Source organism: Streptomyces sp. XY431 (assembly GCF_001279805.1).
In the GTDB taxonomy this organism is placed as follows: domain Bacteria; phylum Actinomycetota; class Actinomycetes; order Streptomycetales; family Streptomycetaceae; genus Kitasatospora; species Kitasatospora purpeofusca.
Genome location: NZ_LGDO01000507.1, coordinates 72,212 through 95,389 on the forward strand (window position 1 = coordinate 72,212; position 23,178 = coordinate 95,389).

Here is a 23,178-nt window from a genome sequence, read left to right on the forward strand (position 1 = left end):
CCTTCCATCCGGGCCCCACCGGCCCGACCGTGGAGCACGGGAACACCACCGACAGCACTCCGGCCCGTAGAGAACAGGACCACGATGCCGCTGATCGACCCCGCTCCTCCCGGCAAGGGAGCCCCCGTCGGGCTCGCGGTGGCCGCCTTGCTGCTCACGCTGATCGGTCTCTACCTGTGGCCGTGGTGGCCGTCCGGCTTCTCCGACCCGACCTTCCTGGAGTTCCGCCGGGAGTACACGGACGGGCCCCCGCCCGTGACCTGGTCGGACACCGTCTACGTCAGCTGGTTCCAGTACGGGTACCTGGTGCAGACCGTGTCCGTGCTCGTCCTGCCGTTCACCGTGGCGCGGGACGACCGCTGGCACTGGCTGTCGCTGGCGGCCGTGCTCACCTGCGGCTGGCAGCTGGCCGGTGTACTCGGCAGCACCGTCTTCCACACCACTCCCGCCCCCTTCCTGGGCCCGCTCGCCGGGGTCCTCGCCCTGGTCGGCTGGCTGCTCGGCCGCCGGAAGGCACCCCGCGCCGCCTAGCACCCGGGGAAGGGGAAGGGGCCGGGGGGTTCAGTGGTCGGTCGTGCCGGCGGTGGCCCGGGCGGCCTCGGCCAGCGAGAGGATCTCGGCCGCGACGGCCTACGTGCGTTCATGGGTCCAAGGCCTCCTTCGGTCATGACCGGGTGCCGCGCCGGCCCGTTGGAATCGGCCGCCGTCCTTGACTCCCCCGGCTTCGCCGACCCTGTGGGAGAATCGTGCATCCGCGAAGGTCGATAAGTAAAACACCTGGCAGATGCTTGTTGTTTCGCCCAAATAGCTGGCAGATGCGATGGGCTCGGATCGTGCTCCCCTCCGAACGACCCGGGGCGGACCCCCGTCGCCGGGGGTGGCTAGGATCGGGGCCCCGCCCGCACAATCGGAGGTCGCGAACCCATGGCCGGAACGGCAACCCAGCGTCTCTTCTCCTACGGCACGCTGCAGTTGGAGCAGGTACAGCTCAGCAACTTCGGCCGGCCGCTGGAGGGGCGGGCCGACGCCCTGCCCGGTTTCCGGCTGACCATGATCGAGATCACCGACCCCGAGGTGATCGCCGCCAGCGGCACCGACCGGCACCCCCTGGTACTGCCCTCGACCGAGGCGGGGGACGCCGTCGACGGCACGGTCTTCGCGATCACGGACGAGGAGCTCGCCGCCGCGGACGCGTACGAGGTCGACGACTACGCCCGCCGCGAGGTGGTGCTCGCCTCCGGTACCAGGGCCTGGGTCTACCTCTCCGCCGCGCACAGCCCCGCCGGGAGCTGACCCGGGCGCCACCGGCCGGGCCCGGCCGTCCCCGGTACGGGGCGGCCGGGCCGTCGAAGTGGTTCTGCTACTGCGGGGTGACGTAGGCGCCGGAGATGCCGCCGTCCACCAGGAAGGTGTTGGCGGTCATGAAGGAGGAGTCGTCGGAGGCCAGGAAGGCCACCGCGGCCGCGATCTCCTCGGGCTCGGCGAAGCGGCCGAGCGGGATGTGGACCAGGCGGCGGGCGGCGCGCTCCGGGTCCTTGGCGAAGAGCTCCTGCAGCAGCGGGGTGTTCACCGGGCCGGGGCACAGCGCGTTGATCCGGATGCCCTCGCGGGCGAACTGCACGCCCAGCTCGCGGGACATCGCCAGCACCCCGCCCTTGGAGGCGCTGTAGGAGATCTGCGAGGTCGCCGCGCCCATCACCGCGACGAAGGAGGCGGTGTTGATGATCGAGCCCTTGCCCTGGCGCTGCATGTGCGGGATCGCGTACTTGCAGCACAGGTAGACGCTGGTGAGGTTGACCTCCTGGACCCGCCTCCAGGCGTCCAGGCCGGTGGTGAGGATGGAGTCGTCGTCCGGCGGGGAGATGCCCGCGTTGTTGAAGGCGATGTCGAGCCGCCCGTACTCGTCGACGGCCCGCTGGAAGAGGTCGCGGACCGCCGCCTCGTCCGTCACATCGGCCTGGACGAACAGGCCGCCGACCTCGTTGGCCGCCTTGGCGCCGGTCTCCGCGTCGAGGTCGGCGCAGACCACCTTGGCTCCCTCGGCGGCGAACCGGCGGGCGGTCGCGAGGCCGATGCCGCTGCCGGCGCCGGTGATGACGGCCACTCGGCCGTCGAGTCGCTGGGTCATGCTGATCACTCCTCCGTGGAGATGAAGACGTTCTTGGTCTGGGTGAAGGCGTCGAGGGCGTCCGGGCCGAGCTCGCGGCCGAGTCCGGACTGCTTGAAGCCGCCGAACGGCGTGGTGTAGCGCACCGAGGAGTGCGAGTTGACGGAGAGGTTGCCGGCCTCGACGCCGCGCGCGACCCGCAGGGCGCGTCCGACGTCCCTGGTCCAGACGGAGCCGGACAGGCCGTACTCGGTGGCGTTGGCGATGCGCAGGGCGTCCTGTTCGTCGCGGAACGGCACGACGGTGACCACCGGGCCGAAGATCTCCTCGGTGAAGGCGCGGTCCTCGTGCCGGACGGGGGCCAGAACGGTCGGCGGGTACCAGAAGCCGGGCCCGTCGGGGGCGCCGCCGCGGAAGGCCACGGCCGCGTCGTCCGGCACGTAGGAGGCGACCCGGGCCCGGTGGGCGGCGGAGATCAGCGGGCCCATCTCGGTCTTCTCGTCGGCCGGGTCGCCGACCCGCACACCGCGGACGGCCGGTTCCAGCAGCGCCAGGAAGTCCTCGAACACCGAGGCCTCGACCAGGATCCGGGACCGGGCGCAGCAGTCCTGGCCGGCGTTGTCGAAGACGGCGTAGGGCGCGGTCGCGGCGGCCTTGGCGAGGTCGGCGTCGGCGAAGACGATATTGGCGCTCTTGCCGCCGAGTTCGAGGGTGACGGGCTTCACCTGCGCCGCGCAGCCCGCCATGATCTCCTTGCCCACCCGGGTGGAGCCGGTGAACACGACCTTGCGCACGTCCGGGTGGGTGACGAAGCGCTGTCCGACCACCGGGCCCCGCCCGGGCAGGACCTGCAGCACGCCGTCCGGGATCCCGGCTTCCAGAGCGAGTTCGCCCAGGCGCAGGGCGGTGAGCGGGGTGAGTTCGGCCGGTTTGACGATGACGGTGTTGCCGGCGGCGAGTGCCGGGGCCAGCGCCCAGGCGGCGATCGGCATCGGGAAGTTCCACGGCACGATGACGCCGACCACGCCGATCGGTTCCTGGAAGGTGAGGTCGACGCCGCCGGCGACGGGGATCTGTCGGCCGAAGAGCCGTTCCGGGGCGGCGGCGTAGTAGTCGATGACGTCGCGCGCGTTGCCGGCCTCCCAGCGCGCGTTGCCGATGGTGTGGCCGGCGTTGGCGACCTCCAGGGCGGCGAGGTGTTCGCGGTCGGCGTCCACGGCGGCGGCGAAGGCGCGCAGCAGCCGGGCCCGGTCGGCGGGGGCCACCCGGCGCCAGGTGTCGAAGGCGGCGCGGGCGTGGGCCACGGCGGCGTCGGTCTCGGCGAGACCGGCCAGTTCGACGGTGGTGATCACCTCCTCGGTGGCGGGGTTGACGACCTCGAAGAGGTCCGGTTCGGTCATGGGCTCGTCTCCCGGTGGCTGGCGGTGGTGTGGGCCCGGGCGGTCACGGCTCGGGTGTCCGTGGCTCGGGCGATCAGGGCCTGGGCGATCAGGGCTCGGAACAGGCGCAGGTCGTCGGCGTCGGTCTCGGGGTGCCACTGCACGCCGAGGGCGAAGCGGTGGCCGTCGAGTTCGAGCGCCTCGACGGTGCCGTCGGCGCCGCGGGCGGTGGGCCGGAGCCCGCTGCCGAGGCGGTCGACGGCCTGGTGGTGGTAGCAGGAGACCTCGGCGTCCGGCCCCAGGACGGTGGCGAGCCGGCTGCCGTCCGCCACCTCGACCCGGTGCCGGACGAACCTGGCGGGGACCTTCTGGTGGCTCCCGTCGGGCAGGTGCTGGAGGAGAGTCCCGCCGAGTTCCACGTTGAGCAGCTGCATGCCGCGGCAGACGCCGATCAGCGGGAGGTCCCGGGCCAGCGCGGAGCGCAGCAGGGTGCTCTCCCAGTCGTCCCGGGCGTGATGGGGCGGGCCTGTGCGCGGGTCGGCGGCCGCCCCGTACCTGGCCGGGTCGAGGTCAGGTCCGCCGGCGAGGACGAGGCCGTCCAGGGCGTCGAGGAGGTGTTCGGCCCCGCCGGGTTGCGGCGGCAGCAGTACCGGGGTGCCGCCCGCGCGGACGACGGCGTCCACATAGGTCTGGGGCACCAGGGAGGCGCGTTGGTGCCAGACGGACCAGGCCGCGTCGTCCTGGTAGGTGGTGATGCCGATCAGCGGTCGGCGCGGGTCCGCGCCGGTCACAGCCGCTCGAATCCGCGGCGCCGCTCCCAGTCGGTCACCGCCCGCTCGTAGGCCGCGAGTTCGGTGCGTCCGGCGTGGGTGTAGTGCCGGACGACGTCCTTGCCGAAGGCCTCGGTGGCGACGGCGCTGCGCTCGAAGGCGTCGACCGCGTCGCGCAGGTTGGCGGGCACCCTGGGGGCGTCGGAGGCGTAGGCGTTGCCGGTGAACTCCGGTTCGAGTTCCAGCTGTTGGTCGATGCCGTGCAGTCCGGCCGCGATCAGCGCGGCGACCGCGAGGTAGGGGTTGACGTCGCCGCCGGGGACGCGGTTCTCGAACCGCAGCGACGGCCCGTGGCCGACCACCCGCAGGGCGCAGGTGCGGTTGTCGCGGCCCCAGGCGACGGCGGTGGGTGCGAAGCTGCCGGGCACGTAGCGCTTGTAGGAGTTGACGGTGGGGGCGAGCAGCAGGGCGAAGTCGGCGAGGCAGGCGAGCTGCCCGGCGAGGAAGTGCTCCATGGTGCGGGAGAAGCCGTGCGGCCGGTCACCGGCGAACACGGGTGCGCCCCGGTCGTCGCGCAGGCTGAGGTGGATGTGGCAGGAGTTGCCCTCGCGTTCGTCGTACTTCGCCATGAAGGTCAGGCTGCAGCCCTCCTGGGCGGCGATCTCCTTGGCGCCGGTCTTGTAGACGACGTGGTTGTCGCAGGTGGTGAGGGCGTCGGCGTACTTGAACGCGATCTCGTGCTGGCCGAGGTTGCACTCGCCCTTGGCGGACTCGACGGCCAGGCCCGCGCCGGCCATCCCGTTGCGGATCCGGCGCAGCAGGGGCTCGATCCGGCCGGTGCCGAGGACGGAGTAGTCCACGTTGTACTGGTTGGCCGGGGTGAGCCTGGCGTAGTCCTTGTCCCAGGCCTGTTCGTAGCTGTCCCGGAAGACGATGAACTCCAGCTCGGTGGCGGCCTGCGCGTGCCAGCCGTGGCCGGCCAGGCGGTCCAGCTGGCGTTGCAGGACCTGCCGCGGGGAGACGGCGACCGGGGTGCCGTCGTGGTGGAGGACGTCGCACTGGACCATGGCGGTGGCGGGGTGCCAGGGCACGGTCCGCAGGGTGGCGAGGTCGGGGCGCAGCGTCAGGTCGCCGTAGCCGTTCTCCCAGGAGGAGATCTCGTACCCGTCGACGGTGTTCATGTCGATGTCGACGGCGAGCAGGTAGCCGCAGCCCTCGGCGGCGCCGGGCACCACGTCGGCGAGGAAGTGCTCGGCGGCCAGGCGCTTGCCCTGGAGGCGGCCCTGCATGTCGGTCATGGCGAGCACGACGGTGTCGACGGTCCCGTCGGCGACGCGGGCGCGCAGTTCGTCGAGGGTGAGCCGGGGGCTGGTCATCGGACCTCCAGTTCGGTGTCCCGGGCGTCGGACTCGGGCGGCGTGGCCAGGACGTGGGGTCCGGTGAACCAGTGCCGGGCCGAGACCAGCCACCACACCCCGGCGAAGCCGACCACGACGGCCACGGCGACGGGGGTGTAGTTGAAGCTCTCGGCGGTGATCGGGGAAGTGGTGGGGAGCATGAACAGAACGGTGATCACTGCCGTCCAGCCGACGGCGAGGATGCCGATCGGCCGGCTCCACCGTCCCAGGTGCCAGGGGCCGGGGGCGAAGTCCTCGCCCTGGCGCAGCCTCAGGTACACCGGAATGACGTAGGAGATGTACAGGCCGATGACGGAGATGGAGGTCACGGCGGTGTAGGCGGTGGTGTTCCAGAGCGCGGGCAGGCCGAGCAGCAGTGCGCCGCCGGTCGCCAGCCAGACCGCGTTGGTCGGGGTCTGGGTGCGCGGGTCGATGCGGTGCCACAGCCGGGAGCCGGGCAGGGCGCCGTCCCGGGAGAAGGCGTAGATCATGCGGGAGTTGGCGGTGACGGAGGCCATCCCGCAGAAGAACTGGGCGCCGATCACGACCAGCAGCAGGAACTGGGCGCCGCCGGAGCCGATCGCGTCGATGAAGATCTGGGCGGGCGGGACGCCGGTGTCGCTGTTGAGCGCGCCGTCGTAGTCGCGGATCGCGAAGGTGATGCCGAGCAGCAGCACCCAGCCCGCCGCCAGGGACACGGTGATGGCGTTGACGATGCCGCGGGGGCCGGAGCGGGCGGCGTCGCGCGTCTCCTCGGTCATGTGCGCGGAGGCGTCGTACCCGGTGAGGGTGTACTGGGCCATCAGCAGGCCGATCATCGCGACGTAGAACTGGTTCCGGAAGCCGGTCCCGTTGACGAACTCGGTGAGGACGAAGGAGGCCGGGGCGTGCTGGTCCGGGAGCACGGCGAGGGCGCCGACGATGACCGCGACGCCCACCAGGTGCCACCAGACGGACACGCTGTTGAGGAGGGCGACGAGGCGCACGCCGCGGGTGTTGAGCAGGCCGTGCAGTAGCAGGATGACGGCGAAGATCTCGATGGTGTGCAGGGGGCTGGCCTCGATGCCGAAGCGCAGCGTGAGGAAGGCGTTGGTGAAGAACGCGGCGCCGAAGTCGACGCCGGCGGTGACCGCGACCTGGCCGAGGAAGTTGAACCAGCCGGTGAACCAGCTCCACGCGGGCCCCCGGCTGCGGCTCAGCTTGGCGGCCCAGTAGTAGAGCCCGCCGGCCGTCGGGTAGCTGGAGCAGATCTCGGCCATGGCCAGCCCGACGCAGAGGGTGAACAGGCCGACCACCGGCCAGCCCCAGACGATCAGGGCCGGGCCTCCGGTCTTCATGCCCGTGCCGTAGAGGGTCAGGCAGCCGGAGAGGATCGAGACGATGGAGAAGGAGACGGCGAAGTTGGAGAAGCCGGACATCGAGCGGGCCAGTTCCTGGGTGTAGCCCAGCTCGCGGAGGCGTTGTTCGTCGTCGGAAACGGGGGTGGTGCTTTCCGGAAACACGGTGGGGGAAGGCTGGTCGCTCGCGTGTGGCTCGTCTGCGCGGGTTTCGGGTGAGCGTGCGTCGGTCATGGGCACCCCAGGGGGTTGAGGGTGTGCCGGGACGGGCAGGGCCACGACGGCGTGGCGCGCTCGGCCGGGCGGGTTCGACGGTCGGACGGCTCTTCAATGGTCTGGAACCAGACCATTGGGTGGGTGAGCAGCATCGTTCCGGCTGAGCCGGGGCCACGTCAAGGGCCGACACCGAGAACGGAACGCAACGAGGTCCGACACCCGCCCGTAGGTACGATTCCGGGCGTGGACCTGGACCAAGCACGTGAGCAGGCACGACTCGACTGGCAGGCCGGCGCGATCTTCCGCCCGGTCCGCACCGGCAACGCCTTCGAGGAGACCGTCGAACGGCTCCTCCAGGCGATCAAGCTCGGTGTCTTCGGCCACGGCGACCGCCTGCCGGCCGAACGGGACCTCGCCGCACGACTCGGCGTCAGCAGGGAGACCCTGCGCGAGGCGCTCCGCACCCTGCAGCAGGCCGACTGCGTCGAACCCCGCCGCGGCCGCTACGGCGGCACCTTCGTCACCTACCGGATGCCCGCACCCGATGTCGCCGACCTCCGCCGGGCCGCCCGGGACCTCGGCGGCGCACTGGAGGACGCGCTGACCTACCGCCAGGTCCTGGAGGCCGGCGCAGCCGAGGCCGCCGCCCGCCGCACCCTCACTGCCGACCAGCGGGCCCACCTGGAGCGCCGCCTCGACGACCTGGAGGACTCCCCGCCGGACCAGTACCGCCAGCTCGACTCGCGGTTCCACCTCGCCATCGGCGAACTCACCGGCTCCCCCACCCTGGCCGCGGCCATCGCCGAGGCCAGAATGCGCCTCAACGACCTCCTCAACGCCATCCCCATGCTGGACCGGAACATCGAGCACGCCGCCGAACAGCACCGGGCCATGGTCCGGGCGATCCTCACCGGAGACGGCGACGCGGCCAGGCGCGCCACCGAGGAACACCTCGCCGCGACGGCCGCGCTGCTGCGGGGCTTCCTGGCCTGAGGCTCCCGCCCCGGGCCGGGCCCGGGCCGGCCGCGCGACCCAGGGGTCCCGGCCGGCCCGGACATTGCGCTCAGGTCAGGACGCGCACTCTCGGCAGATCGGCCGGCCGTTCTTGTCCTCACCCGCGAGCTGCGCCCGGTGGTGGACCAGGAAGCAGGTCATACAGGTGAACTCGTCCGCCTGGAGCGGCACGACCCGCACGGTGAGTTCCTCACCGGACAGGTCCGCGCCCGGCAGCTCAAGCCCTTCAACGGCCTCTGGCTCCACGTCCACCGAGGAGCTCTGCTTGTCGTCCCGCTTGTTCTTCAGAGCCTCGATACTGTCGTCGCGTCCCTCGTCGCCGGTGTCGCGCGGGGCGTCGTAGTCGGTTGCCATGGTGCTGTCTTCTCCTTGAGCGTCGCTTCCGGCATCGCATCGTGCCACCTGCCGGCCCACGGAGCATCCGCCGCACACAAAAGCGCGGCCGATCCCACCCGTGGCGCCCCACCATCTCATCCGCCGCACCGCGGGGCGCGCGAAGCCCCACCCATGATCCACCCATCGGCCGACCCGAGGCCGTTCCGACGCCGTTCCGGCCGACGAAATCCCGGGTCAGGACCGGACGAGCTGACGCTCCGCCGCCTCGACCGTCCGTACGGGCAGAATGGCGCTGGTCATGGGACCGACACCGCCGGGGACGGGAGTGAATCAGGCCCGCCCTGTGCCGGACGCTCTCGAAGTCGACATCCCCGACACTGCCCGGATTGTAGCCCGCGTCGATCACCACGGCACCGGGTTCGACGTCCGCCCCACCGACAACCACCCGAACGAGGCCGTGCGGTCGCTGTCCCCGGAGCGGTCTTCGGCAGGGGGCGGGGCTGCTCGGTCTGCAACCGTCGGGCTCACCGGGGCGGTGGTCGGGGTGTCGGGGTCGGGTGGGGTGGAGCCGAGGGATGCCAGGAGGGTGACGGGGGCTCGGCAGCGGGCGGGGAGTTGCCGGTAGTGGTCGAGGGCGGCGGTCCAGGAGCGGCGGGCGCCCGCGGGGGCGCCGAGTCATTGCCGCGCACCGCCCGGCCAGGTCGTGCCAGGATGCTCGGCATGACTGCTCGCGCACTGGGCTTCGGCGTGATCGCGGAGGCCTACGAAAGGTACCGGCCGGGATATCCCGAGGAGTTGGCCGACCTGGTGACGGCGTACGCGGGCCGGCCGGTCCGGACGGCGCTGGAGATCGGGGCGGGGACGGGCAAGGCGACCCGGCTGTTCGCCGGGCACGGAATCGCGGTCACGGCCACGGAGCCCGACGCCGCCATGCTCGCCGTGCTGAACCGTACGGCGCCCGCGAATGTGACGACCGTGCAGGCCGCGTTCGAGGACCTGCGGCCCAGTGGGACGTACGGCTTGGTCTACGCGGCGGCGGCCCTGCACTGGACCCGCCCGGACGGCCGGTGGCCGCGCGTGGCCGCGTTGCTGGAGCCGGGCGGGGTGTTCGCCTCGTTCGGCGGCCCGGTCCAGCCGGCCGACCCGGCCGTGGAGGAGGCCGTGCGGGCGGCCCGCGCGCCGTTCCTGGAGAGCGACGATGTCCCGTCCCCCGACGGGACCGCGCCGGACGCGGCGATGCAGTGGCCCGGCACTGAGCTGGAACGGTCCCCGCCGTTCCACGACGTCCGGCAGGCCGTCGTCGAGCGGCGGTGGAGCATGAGCGCCGCCGACTACATCGGCCACCTGTCGACGGTCTCGGCGTACCTCCAACTGCCGCAGGAGGACCGCCGGCGCGCGTTCGAGGCGATCGAGCGGGCCCTGCCCGACACGGTCGGGATCGCCGCCGACATCGTCGTCCACCTCGCACGCCGACGATCCGACTGAGCGAGTGATTCATCCGACACCCGATCCGGTAACAAAGGTTGTCGAGATGGATTTTGGTAACTACAGTTGTCGCATGACTTCGATCGAGATCACCCCCGAAGAGCGGGCCGAGCTGACCAAGGCCCTCACCGACGCCCTCGATCCACTCGCGGCGGCCATCCGCTCCCGCCAGTCCGGGCTGTCCACGGCCCGTATGTGGGAGGCGGACCCGGTCGAGGTGACGCTGTCCGTCCTCGCCGCCTGGAAGGTGGTCGACACGGAGGTCAAGCAGCTGACGGCGCTCGCGGCGGCGACAGCCGGCTCCTACGGCGCGAACTACGAGCAGCTGGGCACGGTCTGGGGCATCACCCGCCAGGGCGCGCGCAAGAAGTGGCCGGACGCGGTTCCCCGCCCCGCCGCCGCGACGGCGCGGACCGGCGCGGTGCTCGAACTCTTCGGCGGCACGGCCGAACTGACGCAGGATCCGCTGTCCGGCGGCTGGGCCTGGGCGGCCGAAGGCGCGGACGGAACACGCGGCGCCGCCGGGGACGGCACCTGGTACGCGACGAAGGAAGAGGCCGCCGCCCATGCCGGCGCCTTCCTGCGGGAGCATGTCGCCACGCTCCCGTAGGCCCGTCCGCCGACCCCGGCAGGCCGGGGTCGGCGGTCCTGGGTCAGCGGTCCTGGGTCAGCGGGCGGCGCTCCTGAGGACGGCGAACGGGGCCCCGAACGGGTCGAGGAACATCGCCAGCCGGCCCACGCCCGCGGCGTCCATGGCGGGGATGATGACGGTGGCGCCGAGTTCCCGGGCCCGGACCAGGGCGGCGTCGCAGTCCTCGACCTCGAAGTAGGGGTGCCACTCGGAGGTCGAACCCGCGTCCAGGTGGACCTGCTGCAGCTGCAGGATCCCGCCGTGCGCGGTCGCCCCGCCACCCGCGGTCCCCCCGCCACCGGCCGGCCCGACGACGCTGTAGACGATGCCGCCGCCCATCGGCCGGTCCGTGCCCTCCCAGCCCAGGACGCCGGCGTAGAACTTCCCCGCGGCCGCGGCGTCGGTGGTGTAGAGCTCGATCCAGCTCACGCTGCCGGGCTCGTTGACGAGGTCCAGTCCGTCCGTGTCGCGCGGCTCCCACACGGCGAACTCGGCGCCGGTCGGGTCCGTGAAACCGGCCATCCGTCCGGCCGTGAAGACCTCCGTCGGCGGGAAGCGGACGAGGCCGCCGGCGGCCTCGACGGCCCTGGTGGTGGCGTCGGCGTCGGTGGTGCGGAAGTACACCGTCCACGCGGAACTCGCGCCCTGCTCGGTCAGCGGGCCGACGGCCGCCACCGTCCGGCCGTCCTTCCGCAGGAAGCCGTACCCCCCGGCCCCCGGCCCGGCGGAGGCGAACTCCCAGCCGAACAGGCCCCGGTAGAAGGCGCCTGCCGCGGCGACATCGGGCGTCCCCAGGTCGAGCCAGTTCAGCCCGCCCGGGAGCTGCGTGGAGGTCAGCATCTGGTGCTCCTGTCGTCCGTGGTCTCCTCCGGGGCCGATCGGGCCCCGGAGCCTGCCACGAGCCTGGCAGCGGGCACCGCCCCGTACGGCGCACCGACCCCGCGGGGTCAGCCGTTCGGCTCTGCCTGCCGGGGGCGGTGGGCGACGGCGGGGAGCTCGGACCCACCCCCGAGCCCCCGCCGGGGCGGCGCCGTCAGGGCCCGCCCCGGCGGTGTCGTCGGCGCAGGGCGTCCGACCGTTGGGCCGTGCACGAATCGCCCTGGTCCGGCGAAGCCTCCCGACGACGGCCGGGCGGCGTCCCGGTGGCGCGCGGGGTCGCTCCCCCGCGGGGTGAACGGGTGTACACGGAGGGGCTTTTGGGGGGCGGCCGGGCGGACGGGGGGAAAGGGTGTCGATCATCCGGTCCGGAGCTGGATATCGTGTCGGGCGATACCGCGTCGCCGACTTCCCGGCGCGCGGTCTTACGCCATTGTCAGGAGAGATCTGGGTGAAGTCCCGTATCACAGCGCTCCGCAGCGCCGCAGCCGTCGCGGTGGCCGTCCTCATGACGGCGCCCGGCGTCGGCGCGGCCGGAGCCGCGCCTGCCGGGGGGCCGGACACCAAGGCGGTGACGTACCAGGGCCACGTCTTCCAAGTGCCCTCGACCTGGACGGTGGTGGACCTCGCGGTCGACCCGCAGGCCTGCGTCCGTTTCGACCAGCACGCCGTGTACCTCGGCCACCCGGGCGACCAGCAGGTCTGCCCGCCGCGCCTGATCGGCCGCACCGAGGCGCTGCTGGTCGAGCCCGCCGCCGCGGCGGCTCCGGACCGGGAGGGCTCCAACCCCGTCGCGCACACCATCCGGGCCAACGACGGCGTCGTCGCGGTGACCGGCACGTACGACACGGACCAGTCGCTGGTGCGGCGGATCATCACCGGCGCCGGGCTCGTCCCCGCGCCGCAGCGGCAGCCCGCGCCGACCCCGGCGCCCGCCGGGTCGGGGTCGCGGACACCGGTCGCGCCGCGCTCCTCGGCGGCCCAGGCCGCGCCGGCCGACTCCGCGCGGGCCGCGGCTCCGGCTGCCGCACCCGCTGCCGCCGCCGCGATACCCGCGTCGGCGACCAACTACACCGGCAAGGGCTTCGACGCCTGTACGGCGCCCTCCGGTGCCGCGATGAACGCGTGGATGGCCTCCTCCCCGTACCGGGCGGTCGGCATCTACATCGGCGGGTCCAAGCGGGCCTGCGCCCAGCCGAACCTCACGGCCTCCTGGGTCCAGCAGCAGCAGTCCGCCGGCTGGGCCTTCATGCCGCTGTACGTCGGCGTGCAGGCTTCGAAGATCACCGCCCCCGCCACCGAGGGCGCCAACGCCGCCGCCGACGCGGCGGCCCAGGCCCAGAGCCTCGGCTTCTCCCCCGGCGCGGTCCTCTACTACGACATGGAGGCCTACACCACGCCGCAGTACACCGGCGCGGTGCTCGCCTTCCTCACCGCCTGGACCAACGAGCTGCACGCCTGGGGCTACAACTCCGGCGTCTACAGCAGCAGTTCCTCCGGCGTCAAGGACCTCGTCGCCAACGCGGGCAACAGCGCCTACACCATGCCCGACGCCGTCTTCAGCGCCAACTGGAACGGCCGGGAGGACACCGAGGACCCGTGGATCCCGGCGGGCTACTGGTCCAACCACCAGCGCGCCCACCAGTACGCGTCGCCGCCGGCCCCGGAGACCTGGGGCGGCTATTCGATCGGGATCGACCAGGACTACCTCGACGTCCAGCTGAACGGCGCCCCGCCGTCCCAGTCCTCGGGGATGTTCCTCGGCGTGCGCCAGAGCTCGGGCAACTGGCCCGGCTTCAGCCCGCTGACGGGCGGGGCGGGCATCTTCCGCGGCTCCGAGGTGGCGATCGCCGGACTGCCGGGCGGCTCCTCGCAGGAGCTCGGCATCGGCCTCGACGGCCTGCTCTACCACGGGACCCGCGCCGCGAACGGCGGCTGGGGCGGCTTCGCCGCGCTCCCCGGCAACGGGACGCCCACCATGGCCGCGCGGCGGGCCGCCATCGCGGGCCTGCCGGACGGCTCCTCCCAGGTACTGGCCGTCGGCGGCGACGGCAACGTCTACCACCGGACCCGGTTCGCGGACGGCAACTGGTCCGGCTTCGCCGCGCTCCCCGGGATCGGCACCCCGACCATGTCGGCCGGGGACGTCGCCGTCGCCGGGCTGCCGGACGGCTCCTCCCAGGTACTGGCCATCGGCAACGACGGCAACGTCTACCACCAGACCCGGTTCGCCGACGGCAACTGGTCCGGCTTCGCCGCGCTCCCCGGTGTGACCACGCCGCAGATGGCGGCCGGCCGGGTCGCCATCGCGGGCCTGCCGGACGGCTCCTCCCAGGTGCTGGCCATCGGCGGCGACGGCAACCTCTACCACGAGACCCGGTTCGCGGACGGCAACTGGTCCGGCTGGGCCGCGCTGCCCGGCAACGGCACCCCCACCATGGCCGCGCGGACGGTCGGCATCGCCGGTCTGCCCGACGGCTCCTCGCAGGTGGCGGTCGTCGGCGGTGACGGCAACGCGTACCACAAGACCCGTTTCGCCAACGGCAACTGGTCCGGCTTCGGCGCCGTCCAGGGCCCGTACGGCGCTAGCGTCTTCCCCGCCCAGCGCGCCGCGATCGCCGGCCTGCCGGACGGTTCCAGCCAGCTCGTGATCACCCGCGGCTGACCCCCGCACGCCTCGACACCCGCGCCCCGTCCCCGGCCTTCCGGGGGCGGGGCGCCGGGCTTGCGGCAACCGGTCCGCCCCGCCTCTGGGCAAACCGGGGCGGGGTGCCGACAATGGGCAGGTCAGTCGTTCCGCCCGTTCCGTCCCTGTCCCCGCACACCCAACGGGGGTACCGCACCGTGTCCTTGACCATGCGTACGACGATGAGCCGCCGGGCCTTCGCCCGCGGGGCCGTGCTCGGAGCGCTCGCCGCGGGCGGCCTGGCCGTCGGCTCGCCGGGCGCCCGGGCGGCCGACGTGCCGGGCGGCGCCGACTGGCTGGCCGCCGTCGACCCGCGGCTGCCGCTCGCCCGGCTCACCCTCCCCGGCACCCACGACACCTGCTCGCTGTACGGCGGCCCGCTGACCCAGACGCAGACCCTGGCGCTGCCCGATCAACTGGCAGCCGGGGTAAGGTTCCTCGACATCCGCTGCCGGGCGATCGACGGGGTGCTCGCGATCCACCACGGGCCCGTCTTCCAGCAGGTCTTCTTCGGCGACGTGCTCAACCAGTGCCAGGCCTTTCTCGCCGCCCACCCCGGCGAGGCCCTGGTGATGCGGGTCAAACAGGAGTACTCCACCGTCCCCGACACCGAGTTCGGCGCCCTCTTCGCCGACTACCAGCGGCGCTGGCCGGGCCTGTTCCGGACCGAGGACCGGATCCCCGCGATCGGCGAGGTCCGCGGCCGGGTCGTCCTCCTCGCGGACAACTCCGGTCTGCCGGGCATCCGTTGGGGCGGCGGGCGCACCGACATCGAGGACGACTACGACATCGGCACCGTCTTCGACCTCAACTCGCGCAAGTGGCCCGAGGTCTCCGCCCATCTGACCGCCGCCCGGGCGGCCACCGACCCGCAGCGGCTCTTCGTCACCTTCACCTCCAGCTCCGGCTGGGGCCTCTGGCCCCGCCAGGCGGCCGACGCGATCACCCCCAGGCTGCGCGGCTACCTCGGCGGCCTGGACCGCTCCACCCGTCCGGTGCTCGGCACCGTCCCGATGGACTTCGTCACCGCCGACCTGGTGCGCTCGCTGTACGCGCTGAACTTCGGCGCCTGAGCGGGCCCTGCGGACGGAGATCCGCAGGGCCCGTCGGTCGGACCGGTCAGGTCCGCCCTCGCGGTCGGACCGTCAGCCGACGGTCCAGTGCTGCAGGGCGGAGCCGGTGTCGGGCTGCTGGGTGACCAGGGCGCCGTCGGAGAGCGAGGCCGTGGTCAGCAGGAGTCCGCTGTTCTTCGAGGCGATCGTGTAGCCGCCGGCGACGGCGGTGACCACCCACTGCTGGTTGGCGCCTCCGGTGCAGGTCCACTGGATGACCTTCGCACCGGCCGCGGTGGAGCCGCCGCTGACGTCCATGCACAGGTTGGAGAGGCCGTTGACGATCCGGTAGCTGCCGTTCGCCTGCCGGGTGAGGACCCAGTTCTGGTTGGTGCCTCCGTTGGGCGTCCAGGTGACGAACTGCGTGCCCTGGCTCTTGGAGTGGTTCGGGTCGTCCAGTGCCCGGCCCGAAGCGGTCAGCGTGTGGGTGCCGCTGAGCGCCGGGCCGACCGTCCAGGTGAAGGACGTCGTGCCGCTCCCGGTGCCGGAGGAGGCAGTGGCGGTGACCGTCGAGGATCCGGCGGCGGTCGGCGTGCCGGTGACCAGGCCGGCGGGACTGATCGACAGGCCGGCGGGCAGACCGGTCGCCGAGTACGTGAGGGGCTTGCCGACGGAGTCGGTGGCGGTGAGCTGGAGCGAGACGGCGATGTCGACGTTGCCGGTCTGGTTGCCGGGGCCGGTGAAGGTGACGGCCTCGGGCGCGGCCCCGGTCGCGGTCAGCGTCAGGGTCTGCTCGCTCGCGGTGCGGGAGCCACCGACCGGGTTGCCGCCGGTGTCGTTCCAGCTGCGGGTGGGCGTGGTCTCGGCGAGCCGGCCGGTGGTCGAGGACAGGCCGATCACCAGACCGCTGTAGCGGTTGACGAGACGGACCGTCCCGGTGGCGGTGTTGTCGGCGGACTTCCCGGGGATGACGAACCACTGCTGCCCGACGGTCGGACCGCCAGGTCCGGCGGGGGTGACCGTCGGCCGGGCGCCCCACGCACGACCCGAGGTGGTACCGGCGTCCACTCCCAGCAGCTGGCCGGTCGAGGAGTTGACGACCTTGTAGGCGCCGTCGCTGTTGGAGGTGAAGACCCACGACTCCAGGGCGGACCCGGTCGCGGCGGCCACCGAGGTGGTGGCGGTGCTGCCGGAGACCTGGGCGAGGACGCGGCCGCCTCCGCTGCCGATCCGGTAGGTCCTGGTCTCGTCGACCGGTGCGGCGGCGAGGGCGGAGGCGCCGAGGGTGATGTCGACGTACTCACCGGAGGAGCCGTTGGAGCAGTCGATCGAGCAGTAGGAGCGGAACGTCCTGCCGACGATCGTGGAGCTGGTCCGGTTCGCGCCGTCGAGGAACCAGCGGTACCAGGAGTTGGAGGTGTAGCCGCCGGTGTCGCCGATCAGGGACCACTTCTGGGTGGAGAGGTCGTCGGTGACGTAGAACCGCTGCGGCGCGGTGCCCGACACGGCCTCCGGCTCACCGATGTAGAGCTTCAGATAGGCGTTGTAGGCCACGTTCATGACGAACAGCGGGGACTTCGGGGGGAGCTTGCCGGCCGCGATCTGCTGCGCCGCGGTGCCGGTGTTGGAGGGGCTGTAGTCGCCCTGGACGGGGGTGTAGCCGGTGCTGCTGGAGGCGTCCACCGGGACCTGGTTGCTCTCCAGCCCGCCGACGCCGGGCTGCGACCAGGAGCCGTCGTACCACTTCTGCCAGGAGCCGGCCGCCATCTTCCCGGAGATGGGGGCGCGGGCGACGTGCGCGAGGCTGTCGCTCCAGTTGCCGTTCTTCTCCACGATGCGCGAACCGTAGAAGACGTAGAAGTAGCCCGAGGCGGTGTCGACGAACAACCGCTGGTCGCCGTCGCCGTAGTAGTACGTCTGGTTCGGGAACTGCGCCGTGTCGTTGCGGGTCGTGGAGTACGGCGAGGTCAGCGCGTGGTCCTTGATGGTCCAGGTCTTCCCCTGGTCCTTGGAGACCGCGTAGTCGATCGCGTCGTAGTGGATGCCGTCGCCGAACGGCGACGGGGTGAACTCGTTGTGCACCAGGCCGTACCAGTCACCGGTGTCCGGGTCGACCCAGACACCCGACAGGTCGCAGAAGTTCTTCTGGGAGTAGCTGGTGCTGCCCACCGCGACGGTCGCGGTCAGGCCGGTCGGGCTGTTGTTGCAGCGCCAGGTGGTGTCGTTGTTCCTGTCGTTCGCGTTGTTCGGGTTCACCGCGTCGCTGATCGCGCTCGACCGGGACGCGGTGTCGAAGTCGGTCCCGGTGAAGAAGTCCCAGTACCGGGGCTGGGTGCTGCCGTACAGGGCGGCCGACTGCTGGAAGTAGAACGTGCCGTCCTTGTCGATGTACGGGGAGGCCGGCGTGTCGGTCGGGTGCGCGTACGGCACCGGCTTCCCGACGCCGATCGTGTAGGTGGCGGTGGGCGGGGTCGCCGCCGCGGGGGAGGCGGCGGTGGGCGGGGCCGCCGCCGCGGGTGAGGCGGCGACAGCGCCGGTCAGCGTCAGGGCGGCCGCGGTGAGCACCGCTGCCAGTGCTCTGCGAGGGGGAGCGGACACAGGGACTCCTTCTGGGGCAACACGCGGTGTGGGGGGAGACCGTGAACGACGGCTCCGGCCGTCCGGGAGCGGTGCGAACGGAACGACCGGCGCGGGTCCGCCGGGGGACGGGAGGCCCCGAGCCGGTGTGTGTCGGCTCGGGCGCTCGCCGACCGGGCCCGTCGGCCACGGCCACCGGACAGGGGCTGCGCAGGTGGGCACTCCGCTGGAGCGGACAGGTGTACTGACCCGGTCCGACGATCGCCTGTTCCGATCCTGCCGGGACCTGCAGCAAGGTTCTGCATCAAGTTGCTCATTTGTTGGTCTAATGAAGCAACTTGAAGCAAACGGTGGCAGCGCCCGGTGCCGAAGTCAAGAGGACCCGACCACCATGGACACCGGACGGGCCATCAGACCGGCCAGGCGTCGCCCTCCGCCTCGACCGGCCGAACCGGCACGACGGACGGGTCCTGGAAGATCCCCTCGAGTGCCAGGTGCGCACCGCCGCGGGCCGCGTTCGAGAGCCCGAGCTCCGAGGCGGTCACGACGACCCGCCCGGAGGTGGGCGCGATCCTGCGCCCGTCGAGGACCCGCTGCGCCGCGTCCACCAGGTAGCGGCCGAACACGGCGAAGTACCCGCCGAGCACGATCCTGGGCGGGTTCAGCACGTCCACCAGGATGCCGAGTCCGAGCGCCAGGTCGTCCGCGATGCCGGCGAGTGCGGCGAGGGTGCGCGGCTCCCCGGCGTCGGCCCGGCCGAGCAGGTCGCCGAGCCGTTCGGCCAGGTCGATCGACAGGTCGTGCACCCGGTCCGCGGGGTCCGCGGCCGCGTCGAGGAAGGCCTGGAGGCCGACGGCCACCTCCCAGCAGCCGGTCCGGCCGCACGCGCAGGGCCGATCGAGCCGGTCGAGCTTCATGTGCCCGACCTCCGACCCGCGCAGCAGCTTGCCGCCGGAGATGCTCGCCCCACCCACACCGATTCCGCCGGTGACGTAGACGAGTTCCCGGACGTCGGCGCTGGGGGCGGCCAGGTACTCGGCGAGGGCGCCGGACTCGGCGTCGTTCTCGACCAGGACGGGCGGTGCGCCCCGGCCGAGCCGCGTGCGCAGCTCACGGGCCGCCTGGACGCCGCGCCAGCCGAAGTTGGTGGCCACGGCGACCGTTCCGGAAGCGGCGTCGACCGATCCCTGGGTGAGGAGGGTGACCCCGATGGCGTGCACTCCGCGCTCGGCCGTCGCGCTGAGGCAGTCCGCGACGAGGTCGGCGACCTCCCGCAGGGCCGCCTGCGGGGTGAGCGCGGGCACGTCGATGGCGCGACGGTCCTCGTGGACGATCGCGCCCCGCAGGTCGAGGGCGAGCACGGTGATGTGGTCGGGGCCGATCTCGGCGCCGATGCCGCAGATCCAGCGGCCGTCGAGCTCGACCATGCGGTGCGGGCGGCCGACCGTGCCCGCGCGGTCGAGCTCTCCTTCGCGGACCAGGCCGCGCTGGATCAGGTCGGCGACCAGGACCGAGACCGTGGCCTTCGGCAGACCGGTCGCGGCGGCGAGATGGGTGCGCGACTGCGCGCCGCTCTCGCGCAGGTGGCGCAGCATCACGCTCAGGTTGGTGCGGCGCAGCGAGGCCTTGTCGGCCGGCTCCGGGTAGCCCGCCATGATGCCGCTCACCGCCGGGGAGGCCGTACCCGGGTGGGTGTGGCCGGCCGTTCCGGCGCCCGTGCCGGTGCTGCCGCGCTGCTCTTGCCGCACGTGGTCTCCTCGTTCCAGGGCCTGCCAGGCCGTACTGATCCAAACCATGTTAGTTGATGCACCATCTGAATTAACCCATGAAACGGCCGGTGATCGCGGGGCGCCCGCCGGGTCGCGCAAGCGCGTCGCGGGACCGTCGGCGACGTGCCGGATCGGGCCAAATCCCGGCTCCACGGCGAGCTTTGGTGTCTTCTGTCGGATTTGCCGGGCCGCACCGGCCGCACCCACAACGGTCCGGCGAACCTCTTGACAGCGTCATTCTTAATTAACACACTAGCCGAACTAACCACCCGCAGTGTTCGGCGGGTCCCCCACCACCGCACCCGGGCAGAGCCCCGTCCGCGGTAGGCAGTAGAGAGGACCTCCCCATGAAGTCGCGCCCGTTCAGAGCGGCCACCCTCGCCATGGCGCTCACGTCACTGGCCGGCGTCGCCGCCTGCAGCTCCGGAGCGTCGTCCGACCAGTCCTCCGGGCAGGTCACGATCGAGTTCTGGGGCTGGGCCCCCGGTTACGAGAAGTCCGTGGAGCTCTTCAACGCCGCCCACCCCGGCATCCACGTCACCTACAGCAAGATCTCGCCCGGCTCCAAGGGCGGCTACACCAAGATGCTCAACGCCGTGAAGGCGGGCAACGCCCCCTGTGTCGGCTCGGTCGGCTTCGAGACCCTGCCGACCTTCGCCGCCGCCGGCGCGCTCCAGGACGCGACCGCCGCCGCCGCGCCCTACGCGAAGGACTACGCCTCCTGGGCCTTCGCCCGGTCCGGGGTCGCCGGCCGCACCTTCGCCCTGCCGGTGGACATCGCGCCGATGGCGCTGATCTACCGCAAGGACCTGTTCGCCAAGTACGGCATCACCACGCCCCCCAGGACCTGGGACGAGTACGCCGCCGACGCCGCGATCATCCACGCGGCCGACCCGAACGCGTACATCACCTACTTCGGCAACGACGCGTACAACTTCGCGGGCCTGGCCTGGCAGGCGGGCGCCAAGTGGTTCGGCACCAGCGGCGACAAGTGGACCGTCGACCTCGACGACCCGGCGACGAAGAAGGTCACCGCGTTCTGGCAGGGCCTGATCGACAAGAAGCTGGTCAAGACCGTGCCGAGCTTCGACACCGCGCTCTACAAGGGCATGGGCGACGGCACGATCCTCTCGGACGTCAACGCCGTCTGGTACACCCCGATCCTGGCCGACAGCGTCAAGCAGACCTCCGGCAACTGGGCGGTCGCCCCGATGCCGGTCTGGGACACCGCGACCCCGGCCGCGGGCAACGCCGGCGGCACGCCCAACGCCGTGCTGAAGGGCTGCAAGCACGTCAAGGAGGCCGTCGAGTTCGCCCACTGGTTCGGCACCGACCAGGCCAGCGTGACCAATCTGATCAAGGCCACCGGCATCTACCCCGCGGCCCTGTCGGGCCTGGAGAACCCGGCGCTGGCCGAGCCGGACCCGTTCTACGGCGACCAGAAGATCTTCGACGTCTTCAAGGAGAGCGCCGGCCGCGTCGACCCGAGCTTCCAGTGGGGCCCCGTGATGACCAAGACCTCCGGCGCACTCGGCGACGGCCTCGGCAAGGCCGGCTCGGGCGGCACCAGCCTGGACGCCGCGCTGGCCGACGCCCAGGCGCAGACCGTGGCGGAGATGAAGACCCAGGGCATGGAAATCGGCTGATCATGCACCCCTCCCCCACCTCGTCCCCGGTGCGCTCCGTGGAGCGCGCCGGGGCGGTCCCGACACCGACCCGGCCGGCCGCGGGCACCGGCCGGCGCCGCCGGACCGACGGCCGCCGCTGGGCCCCGTCAGGATTCCTGCTGCCCTTCGGCGCGCTGTTCGTCCTCACGTTCATCGCCCCGATCTGCTACGCCCTGTACGAGAGCCTCTTCAAGTCGCGCCGCTCCGGGCTCGGGCTCGCCCCGCCCTCCACGGTGTTCACCGGGCTGTCCAACTACACCGACGCGCTGGCCGACCACGCCTTCACCTCCTCCATCGTCCGGGTGCTGCTGATCGGCATCGTCCAGGTGCCGCTGATGCTGGGCCTGGCCCTGCTGCTGGCGCTGCTGCTCGACGCCCGCCGCACCCCCGCCAAGCGGTTCTTCCGGCTCAGCTTCTTCCTTCCGTACGCCGTCCCGGGCGTCATCGGCGGCCTGATGTGGTCCTTCCTCTACCAGCCCGACGTCAGCCCGATCGCCGCCGCACTCGGCCATGTCGGCCTGCACGTCGACTTCACCTCCGACGGCCTGCTGCCCTGGTCGGTCGGCAACATGCTGACCTGGGGCTGGACCGGCTACAACATGATCGTCATCCACTCGGCGCTGAAGGCGATCCCGGGCGAGTTCACCGAGGCGGCGGAGCTGGACGGCTGCACCGGCTGGCGGCTCGCCTGGCACATCAAGATCCCGATGGTCCGCCCCGCCCTGGTGATGACCACGGTGTTCTCCATCATCGGGATGGCCCAGCTGTACAACGAGCCCGTCATCATGAAGGCCGTCGCGCCCAACCTCTCCAGCAGCTGGACGCCGATCATGGCCGCCCAGAACGAGGTCGCGGCGAACAACTACCACGCGGCGGCGACCCGGTCGGTGATCCTGGCCCTGGTGATCTTCGTGCTGTCCTTCGGGTTCATGCGGTTCGTCAACAAGCGTGGAGGCTCCCAGTGAAGGCCCCGGTGAGGATCCCGGCGAAGGCCCCGGCGAAGGTCCCGATGAAGTCCCCGGCGAAGGCCTCGAACCCGGCCGGGCGCGCCGGGGTGGTCGCCGTCCTCGTACTCGCCGCGGTGTACTCCCTGCTGCCGGTCTGGTGGCTGGTCGTCTCCGCCACCAAGAGCAGCAGCGACCTCTTCTCCAGCAACGGCTTCTGGTTCGCCGGACGGATCGAACTGGTCCACAACGTCTCCACGCTGCTCGGCGTCCAGGACGGCATCTTCGGACGCTGGGTGCTCAACAGCCTGCTCTACGCGGTGGGCGGTGCCGTCGTGGCGACGCTGCTCTCCGCCATGGCCGGCTACGCCCTGGCGAAGTACACCTTCCGGGGCCGCGAGGCCGTGTTCAACACCGTCCTCGGCGCGATCCTCGTCCCGGCCCCGCTGTTCGCGCTGCCGCTGTACCTGATGTTCTCGGCGACCCACGTGGTCAACACCTTCTGGGCCGTCTTCATCCCCAGCATCGTGAGCCCGTTCGGGGTCTACCTCGCACGCATCTACGCCGCCGCCGCCGTACCGGACGAACTGCTGGAGGCGGGCCGGATCGACGGGGCGGGCGAGTTCCGGATCTTCCGGTCCCTCGCGCTGCGGGTGCTCCAGCCGTCACTGGTCACCATCTTCCTGTTCCAGTTCGTGACCATCTGGACCAACTACCTGCTGCCGTCGCTGATGCTCGCCAACGACCGGCTGCAGCCGGTCACCGTCGGGCTGGTCGCCTGGAAGGAACAGCGCGGCCAGACCGTCCCCTACAACCTGATCATCACCGGCGCGCTGCTGTCGGTCGTCCCGATCGTCGTGATGTTCCTCCTGCTCCAGCGCCACTGGAAGGCCGGACTGACCTCCGGCAGCGTCAAGTAGCCCACCGGCCGAGGC

19 protein-coding genes and 1 pseudogene are annotated in these 23,178 nt (G+C 72.1%); 10 read left to right on the forward strand and 10 right to left on the reverse strand.

Translation table 11 applies throughout. The features are described from left to right. Positions 1–84: 84 nt before the first annotated feature. A complete protein-coding gene (locus tag ADK60_RS37120) occupies positions 85–531 on the forward strand; it encodes a hypothetical protein (RefSeq protein WP_053651215.1) in 447 nt (148 codons plus the stop codon). 393 nt (positions 532–924) lie between these two features. Further along, entirely contained in the window at positions 925–1,293 is a 369-nt protein-coding gene (locus ADK60_RS37125; RefSeq protein WP_045940877.1) for a gamma-glutamylcyclotransferase family protein, read from the forward strand. Positions 1,294–1,360: 67 nt separating this feature from the next. On the opposite strand, the gene ADK60_RS37130 is transcribed toward ADK60_RS37125, so the two are convergent. Genes ADK60_RS37130 through ADK60_RS37150 form a run of 5 tightly spaced genes read right to left on the reverse strand, consistent with a single transcriptional unit; the run spans position 1,361 to position 7,155 of the window. After that, positions 1,361–2,128, reverse strand: coding sequence for a 3-oxoacyl-ACP reductase (locus ADK60_RS37130; RefSeq protein ID WP_045940878.1), 768 nt, complete (start codon positions 2,126–2,128; stop codon positions 1,361–1,363). Positions 2,129–2,133: 5 nt separating this feature from the next. Then, positions 2,134–3,507 (reverse strand): aldehyde dehydrogenase family protein, encoded by a 1,374-nt coding sequence (locus ADK60_RS37135; protein ID WP_053651216.1) that lies wholly within the window; start codon positions 3,505–3,507, stop codon positions 2,134–2,136. After that, entirely contained in the window at positions 3,504–4,277 is a 774-nt protein-coding gene (locus ADK60_RS37140; RefSeq protein ID WP_053651217.1) for a gamma-glutamyl-gamma-aminobutyrate hydrolase family protein, read from the reverse strand. The genes ADK60_RS37135 and ADK60_RS37140 overlap by 4 nt, the downstream gene beginning before the upstream one ends. Then, complete coding sequence (locus ADK60_RS37145; RefSeq protein WP_053651218.1) at positions 4,274–5,632, reverse strand: glutamine synthetase family protein; 1,359 nt, start codon at positions 5,630–5,632, stop codon at positions 4,274–4,276. The genes ADK60_RS37140 and ADK60_RS37145 overlap by 4 nt, the downstream gene beginning before the upstream one ends. After that, a complete protein-coding gene (locus tag ADK60_RS37150) occupies positions 5,629–7,155 on the reverse strand; it encodes an amino acid permease (RefSeq protein ID WP_053651219.1) in 1,527 nt (508 codons plus the stop codon). The genes ADK60_RS37145 and ADK60_RS37150 overlap by 4 nt, the downstream gene beginning before the upstream one ends. A gap of 294 nt (positions 7,156–7,449) precedes the next feature. Between ADK60_RS37150 and ADK60_RS37155 the strand changes: the two genes are divergently transcribed. Then, positions 7,450–8,199, forward strand: a complete 750-nt coding sequence (locus ADK60_RS37155) for a FadR/GntR family transcriptional regulator (RefSeq protein WP_234371452.1) — start codon at positions 7,450–7,452, stop codon at positions 8,197–8,199. Positions 8,200–8,274: 75 nt separating this feature from the next. Here the strand turns inward: ADK60_RS37155 and ADK60_RS37160 are convergent, their stop codons facing one another. Together ADK60_RS37160 and ADK60_RS47265 are read right to left on the reverse strand one after the other, a co-directional pair. Continuing rightward, positions 8,275–8,574, reverse strand: a complete 300-nt coding sequence (locus tag ADK60_RS37160) for a DUF4193 domain-containing protein (RefSeq protein ID WP_030395238.1) — start codon at positions 8,572–8,574, stop codon at positions 8,275–8,277. 216 nt (positions 8,575–8,790) lie between these two features. After that, a pseudogene (locus ADK60_RS47265) lies at positions 8,791–8,989 on the reverse strand (bifunctional 5,10-methylene-tetrahydrofolate dehydrogenase/5,10-methylene-tetrahydrofolate cyclohydrolase); the annotation flags it as partial. Between the two features lie 287 nt (positions 8,990–9,276). Here ADK60_RS47265 and ADK60_RS37165 point away from each other — a divergent pair. Both ADK60_RS37165 and ADK60_RS37170 read left to right on the forward strand, forming a co-directional pair. Then, positions 9,277–10,041: a class I SAM-dependent methyltransferase gene (locus ADK60_RS37165; protein ID WP_053651220.1), complete on the forward strand. Its 765-nt coding sequence runs from the start codon at positions 9,277–9,279 to the stop codon at positions 10,039–10,041. Positions 10,042–10,114: 73 nt separating this feature from the next. Then, positions 10,115–10,651 (forward strand): hypothetical protein, encoded by a 537-nt coding sequence (locus tag ADK60_RS37170; protein ID WP_053651221.1) that lies wholly within the window; start codon positions 10,115–10,117, stop codon positions 10,649–10,651. Positions 10,652–10,708: 57 nt separating this feature from the next. Here the strand turns inward: ADK60_RS37170 and ADK60_RS37175 are convergent, their stop codons facing one another. Further along, entirely contained in the window at positions 10,709–11,512 is an 804-nt protein-coding gene (locus ADK60_RS37175; protein ID WP_053651222.1) for a VOC family protein, read from the reverse strand. A 487-nt stretch (positions 11,513–11,999) separates the two neighbouring features. Between ADK60_RS37175 and ADK60_RS44205 the strand changes: the two genes are divergently transcribed. Both ADK60_RS44205 and ADK60_RS37185 read left to right on the forward strand, forming a co-directional pair. Next, complete coding sequence (locus ADK60_RS44205; protein WP_053651223.1) at positions 12,000–14,213, forward strand: glycoside hydrolase domain-containing protein; 2,214 nt, start codon at positions 12,000–12,002, stop codon at positions 14,211–14,213. A gap of 191 nt (positions 14,214–14,404) precedes the next feature. Then, a complete protein-coding gene (locus ADK60_RS37185; protein WP_159400734.1) occupies positions 14,405–15,307 on the forward strand; it encodes a phosphatidylinositol-specific phospholipase C in 903 nt (300 codons plus the stop codon). Positions 15,308–15,379: 72 nt separating this feature from the next. Here ADK60_RS37185 and ADK60_RS37190 read toward each other — a convergent pair whose 3' ends face one another. Both ADK60_RS37190 and ADK60_RS37195 read right to left on the reverse strand, forming a co-directional pair. Next, positions 15,380–17,884, reverse strand: coding sequence for an RICIN domain-containing protein (locus tag ADK60_RS37190; protein WP_234371453.1), 2,505 nt, complete (start codon positions 17,882–17,884; stop codon positions 15,380–15,382). 389 nt (positions 17,885–18,273) lie between these two features. Beyond that, positions 18,274–19,659, reverse strand: a complete 1,386-nt coding sequence (locus ADK60_RS37195; protein WP_079009015.1) for an ROK family transcriptional regulator — start codon at positions 19,657–19,659, stop codon at positions 18,274–18,276. A 320-nt stretch (positions 19,660–19,979) separates the two neighbouring features. On the opposite strand from ADK60_RS37195, the gene ADK60_RS37200 reads away from it, so the two are divergent. Genes ADK60_RS37200 through ADK60_RS37210 form a run of 3 tightly spaced genes read left to right on the forward strand, consistent with a single transcriptional unit; the run spans position 19,980 to position 23,163 of the window. Next, positions 19,980–21,278 carry an extracellular solute-binding protein gene (locus tag ADK60_RS37200; RefSeq protein WP_045940886.1) on the forward strand — a complete coding sequence of 433 codons (1,299 nt, stop codon included), beginning with the start codon at positions 19,980–19,982 and terminating at the stop codon, positions 21,276–21,278. Positions 21,279–21,280: 2 nt separating this feature from the next. Next, positions 21,281–22,264 (forward strand): carbohydrate ABC transporter permease, encoded by a 984-nt coding sequence (locus tag ADK60_RS37205; RefSeq protein ID WP_079009016.1) that lies wholly within the window; start codon positions 21,281–21,283, stop codon positions 22,262–22,264. A 44-nt stretch (positions 22,265–22,308) separates the two neighbouring features. Continuing rightward, entirely contained in the window at positions 22,309–23,163 is an 855-nt protein-coding gene (locus ADK60_RS37210) for a carbohydrate ABC transporter permease (RefSeq protein WP_053651236.1), read from the forward strand. Positions 23,164–23,178: the final 15 nt, after the last annotated feature.

Bases quoted from the DNA above. Each gene is read 5' to 3' on its own strand.
- ADK60_RS37205 (WP_079009016.1), top strand. From the start codon at position 21,281: ATGCACCCCTCCCCCACCTCGTCCCCGGTGCGCTCCGTGGAGCGCGCC.
- ADK60_RS37145 (WP_053651218.1), bottom strand. From the start codon at position 5,632: ATGACCAGCCCCCGGCTCACCCTCGACGAACTGCGCGCCCGCGTCGCC.
- ADK60_RS37210 (WP_053651236.1), top strand. From the start codon at position 22,309: ATGAAGTCCCCGGCGAAGGCCTCGAACCCGGCCGGGCGCGCCGGGGTG.
- ADK60_RS37135 (WP_053651216.1), bottom strand. From the start codon at position 3,507: ATGACCGAACCGGACCTCTTCGAGGTCGTCAACCCCGCCACCGAGGAG.
- ADK60_RS37175 (WP_053651222.1), bottom strand. From the start codon at position 11,512: ATGCTGACCTCCACGCAGCTCCCGGGCGGGCTGAACTGGCTCGACCTG.
- ADK60_RS37120 (WP_053651215.1), top strand. From the start codon at position 85: ATGCCGCTGATCGACCCCGCTCCTCCCGGCAAGGGAGCCCCCGTCGGG.
- ADK60_RS37130 (WP_045940878.1), bottom strand. From the start codon at position 2,128: ATGACCCAGCGACTCGACGGCCGAGTGGCCGTCATCACCGGCGCCGGC.
- ADK60_RS37160 (WP_030395238.1), bottom strand. From the start codon at position 8,574: ATGGCAACCGACTACGACGCCCCGCGCGACACCGGCGACGAGGGACGC.
- ADK60_RS37170 (WP_053651221.1), top strand. From the start codon at position 10,115: ATGACTTCGATCGAGATCACCCCCGAAGAGCGGGCCGAGCTGACCAAG.
- ADK60_RS37185 (WP_159400734.1), top strand. From the start codon at position 14,405: ATGCGTACGACGATGAGCCGCCGGGCCTTCGCCCGCGGGGCCGTGCTC.
- ADK60_RS37125 (WP_045940877.1), top strand. From the start codon at position 925: ATGGCCGGAACGGCAACCCAGCGTCTCTTCTCCTACGGCACGCTGCAG.
- ADK60_RS37165 (WP_053651220.1), top strand. From the start codon at position 9,277: ATGACTGCTCGCGCACTGGGCTTCGGCGTGATCGCGGAGGCCTACGAA.
- ADK60_RS37195 (WP_079009015.1), bottom strand. From the start codon at position 19,659: ATGGTTTGGATCAGTACGGCCTGGCAGGCCCTGGAACGAGGAGACCAC.
- ADK60_RS37200 (WP_045940886.1), top strand. From the start codon at position 19,980: ATGAAGTCGCGCCCGTTCAGAGCGGCCACCCTCGCCATGGCGCTCACG.